3 protein-coding genes and 1 pseudogene are annotated in these 3,989 nt (G+C 71.8%); 2 read left to right on the plus strand and 2 right to left on the minus strand.

Annotation, left to right across the window (positions count from 1 at the left end):
* Nucleotides 1-423: pseudogene (locus H5J33_RS26335) on the minus strand (hypothetical protein); the annotation flags it as partial.
* Between the two features lie 275 nt (nucleotides 424-698).
* Here H5J33_RS26335 and H5J33_RS26340 point away from each other — a divergent pair.
* The gene (locus H5J33_RS26340) at nucleotides 699-1,898 is read left to right on the plus strand and encodes an acyl-CoA dehydrogenase family protein (protein WP_181797344.1); all 1,200 of its coding nucleotides are present in this window, start codon (nucleotides 699-701) and stop codon (nucleotides 1,896-1,898) included.
* A 178-nt stretch (nucleotides 1,899-2,076) separates the two neighbouring features.
* Nucleotides 2,077-3,282, plus strand: coding sequence for a CaiB/BaiF CoA-transferase family protein (locus H5J33_RS26345; protein WP_181797345.1), 1,206 nt, complete (start codon nucleotides 2,077-2,079; stop codon nucleotides 3,280-3,282).
* An 11-nt stretch (nucleotides 3,283-3,293) separates the two neighbouring features.
* Here H5J33_RS26345 and H5J33_RS26350 read toward each other — a convergent pair.
* On the minus strand, nucleotides 3,294-3,989 hold a 696-nt coding region (locus H5J33_RS26350; RefSeq protein ID WP_181797346.1), incomplete at its 5' end, for a LysR family transcriptional regulator substrate-binding protein.

Below are 3,989 nucleotides of genomic sequence, written 5' to 3' on the forward strand. Positions count from 1 at the left end.
CCCGCTCCCGACGTCCCGCACGGCGGAGCCGACCCCGCGGGTCAGCTCCTCGAGGATCTGCGGATTCCGGTCGAGTGTGGTCAGCACCCGGTCGATGATCGTCGCCACGTTGTCGAGCCGCACCTCCAGCCGGGCCTGCGCCTCCACCCCCGAGATGCCCAGATGCACCCGGCCCAGTGCGACATCGGCGCCCACATTCAGCCTCAGCAGATCCAGCACCTCGGCCTGGAGCGAGACGTGTGCCCGCAGATCCTCCACGTCCAGATCGATCTGGTCCACTTTGAGCAGCGGGACGTCGAGGTGGACATCGGGCTCCGCGTCGGCCGTCTCCTCGCAGACCTCGTCCTCGAGGGCGGCCGGGTCCTCGTCGTACGGCCCGGGCTCCTCGACCGGCCCCTCACCGTCCTCGGCGCCGTCACGCATCACCGAGCCGCCTCCGCTGGTTCGCCGGACATTTCACACCATTCTGCGGGCATATGAAGCAGGACGCTCGGCGCGGGCAAGCCATGGGGGTTCCCATTGGTATCTCCTTGGAGCATGGTCGTTCTTTCGTCTTTGACCTATGGGTCCGCCGGGCGTGCACTGGAAGAGGAGCCGGCCGGAGGTCGGCCCCGGGCGCGGGTGAGGGCTCACTCGCCGGACTTCCGGGGAACCCGGCACCGGTGCCCCGCACGTTTCTCCGACACGGAAGGGCGATCATGGCCACGCAGCACAAGAAGATGGATCCGCTCGCCGTCGAGGGCGACTTCTTCCGGATCAAGGACCTGCTCGGACCCGAGGAGCGGCAGACGCTGGAGCGCATCCGTTCCTTCCTCGCCGACAAGGTGGAGCCGGCAGCGGGCGAGCTGTGGGCCCGTGCCGAGTCCCCGGTGCACCTGGTGGACGCGATCCGCGACCTGGGCATCACCGGCATCCCCGGCGACGCCCCCGGGATCACCGCGCGCAGCCCGCTGCTGAGCGGCCTCATCAGCATGGAGATGGCCCGGGTCGACCCTTCGTTCGCCACCTTCTACGGCGTGCACAGCGGCCTGGGCATGGGCTCCATCCGCGAGTGCGGCTCCGAGGAGCAGCGACAGCGCTGGCTGCCGCAGATGGCCGAGTGGCGCAAGATCGGTGCTTTCGGCCTGACCGAGCCGCTGGTGGGTTCCGGTACGGCCCGCGGGCTGCTGACCATGGCCCGCCGCGACGGCGGCGACTGGGTGCTCAACGGCGAGAAGCGGTGGATCGGCAACGGCACGTTCGCCGACCTGGTGGTGATCTGGGCGCGCGACGAGGCGGACGGGCAGGTCAAGGGCTTCGTGGTGGAGAAGGGCACCCCCGGCTTCACCGCCCGCAAGCTGGAGGGCAAGATCGCCCTGCGCGGCGTGCAGAACGCCCACATCGTCCTGGACGACGTCCGGGTCCCGGAGGAGAACCGCCTCCAGCGGGCCGACTCCTTCCGCGACACCGCGCGCGTCCTCAAGGTCACCCGCGGCGGTGTCGCCTGGCAGGCCATCGGCTGCTCGATCGGCGCCTACGAGGCGGCCCGCGCGTACGCGGTGGAGCGCGAGCAGTTCGGCAAGCCGATCGCGAGCTTCCAGCTCATCCAGGACCTGCTGTCCCGCATGCTCGGCAACATCACCGCCTCCCAGACGATGGCGGTGCGGATGGCCCAGCTGCACGCAGAGGGCGCGCTGAGCGAGGCCCAGGCGGCCATGGCCAAGATGTTCTGCACCACCCGGATGCGCGAGACCGTCGCCTGGGCCCGCGAGGTGTTCGGCGGCAACGGCGTCCTGCTGGAGTACAAGGCGGCCCGCTTCTTCGCCGACGCCGAGGCGCTCTACTCGTACGAGGGCACCCGCGACATGAACTCCCTGATCGTCGGCCGGGCGGCCACCGGCATCAGCGCCTTCGTCTGAGCCCTGGCCCCGAGCCCTGCGCGCGGAACTCCCGGGCTCTGCGCCCCGAACCCCGGGCCCTGGGCACCGCACCCGGCTCTCGGCCCCATCGCGCGCATCCGACCGCGCGCCCCCACCGCACCCCGACCTCCCCCATCCCGCACCGGGATGAGCCAATCCACAAGGGGATGAGACGTTCATGAGCCACTCCACCCCGGCATCCGGCACCCGCCCCCTCGACGGCCTGCGCGTCATCGACCTGGCCGGCGTCATCATGGGTCCCTACGCCTGCCAGATCCTCGGCGACCTCGGCGCCGACGTCATCAAGATCGAGTCGCCCACCGGTGACGTGATGCGCCACGTGCACCGGCGGGACGCCGACACCATCGGGGCGCTGGCGCTCAACATCAACCGCAACAAGCGCAGCGTCCGCCTGGACCTGAAGACGCCCGAGGGCAAGCAGGCCGCGCTCGCGCTCATCGGCACGGCCGACGCGCTGATCACCAACATGCGCCCACGGGCCCTGCGCAAGCTGGGCCTCACCTACGAGGACCTGGCAGAGAGCAACCCGCGCCTGGTCTACTGCAACGCCCAGGGCTTCCGCTCCGACTCGCCGGCCGCCGACTACGCCGCCTACGACGAGGTCATCCAGGCCGCCTCCGGCATGGTCGACCTGATGCGCCGGGTCACCGGCCGGCCCTACTACGTACCCACGGCCATGGCGGACAAGGTCTGCGGCATGACCATCGCCTACGCCGTGCTCGCCGCCCTGCTGGGCCGGGAACGCACGGGCAGGGGCCAGCACGTCGAGGTGCCGATGGCGGACACGATGTTCGCCTTCACCCTGGTCGAGCACATCGGCGGCCAGGCGTACGAGCCCCCGGCCGGTCCCGTCGGCTTCCCGCGCTCCCTGGAACCGGGGCACGCGGCGTTCCCGACCAAGGACGGCTACGCCTGCGTCCTGCCGTACAACTACCGTGACGCCGAAGCCTTCTTCACGTTCGTCGGGCACCCCGAGGCACTGGAGGGCTTCACCCCCGAGAACTTCCAGTCGAAGATAGGCGAGCTGTACGAGCTGCTCGCCCGGTACACCGACGGGCACACCACCGCGGAGTGGGAGGAGTTCTGCTCCCGGCACTCCATCCCGTTCGCCCCGGTCATGAACCTCGACCACGCCGGCGAGCATCCCTACTGGGCCGACGGGCACATGCTCGACGTGCAGCAGCACCCGCACGTCGGTGCCTACCGGGTGATCGGCGATCCCGTCCGCTACTCCGGCTCGCCCTCCGGGGTACGGCGTCCCTGCCCGGAACTCGGCGAGGACACCGCGTCCGTCCTGACCGAGATCGGCTACACCCCCGAGCAGGTGGCCGCGGTGACCGGCGGGGCCGACGCGGGGCGGTGAGGGGGAGGCGCTCAGGCTCCCGGCCCCGGACCGCCGGCGGCTCGTGCCGCGCACGTCTCCCGCAGGATGTCCAGGAACACCCGGCAGGCCGGGGACAGGGGCTCCCTGCGGCGTGCCACCCCGAACGGGGCGCGCACGGGCGGGTCGAGGGGGCGTACGATCCCGCCCTGCTCCGCGATGCGCTCGGCGTACCAGCGGTCCACCAGTGCCGCGCCCGCACCGGTCAGCACCAGCGGGATGACGGAACCCAGACGCGGAGTGACGACACCGGCCCAGGAGCGCACCTCCCGAGCCGGTTCCCGGCCGCCCCGCTCGTGCCCGGCGTCCTCCTCGTGCCCGGCGTCCTCCTCGTGCCCGGCGTCCTGCTCGTGCCCGGCGTCGGCGAGGGCCCGGCGGATGGCGTGCCGGGCGGAGCCCCCGTGCAGGACCGCCACCAGCGGCATGGCACTCACCTCCGCCAGCGACACCGGCCCCGGTGCGACGGCGGTGCCCGGCGCCATGGCCAGCCAGATGTCGTGATGGCCCAGCTCCTCCGTCACCAGGCCGGGGGCCGGCGGCAAGGGCAGCGAGACCACGGCCAGTTCGTGGCGTCCGTCGGTGAGCGCGTACACCAGTTCGTCGTCGTCCGGCGCGTCCTCCACCAGCACACCGACCCCCGGATAGGCCCGGCGGAACCTGCCCACCGCCCGCGCCAGCGGGTCGGCCGA

It is taken from the genome of Streptomyces sp. WELS2, assembly GCF_013870595.1.
Lineage (GTDB): Bacteria > Actinomycetota > Actinomycetes > Streptomycetales > Streptomycetaceae > Streptomyces.

Bases quoted from the DNA above. Each gene is read 5' to 3' on its own strand.
- H5J33_RS26345 (WP_181797345.1), top strand. From the start codon at position 2,077: ATGAGCCACTCCACCCCGGCATCCGGCACCCGCCCCCTCGACGGCCTG.
- H5J33_RS26340 (WP_181797344.1), top strand. From the start codon at position 699: ATGGCCACGCAGCACAAGAAGATGGATCCGCTCGCCGTCGAGGGCGAC.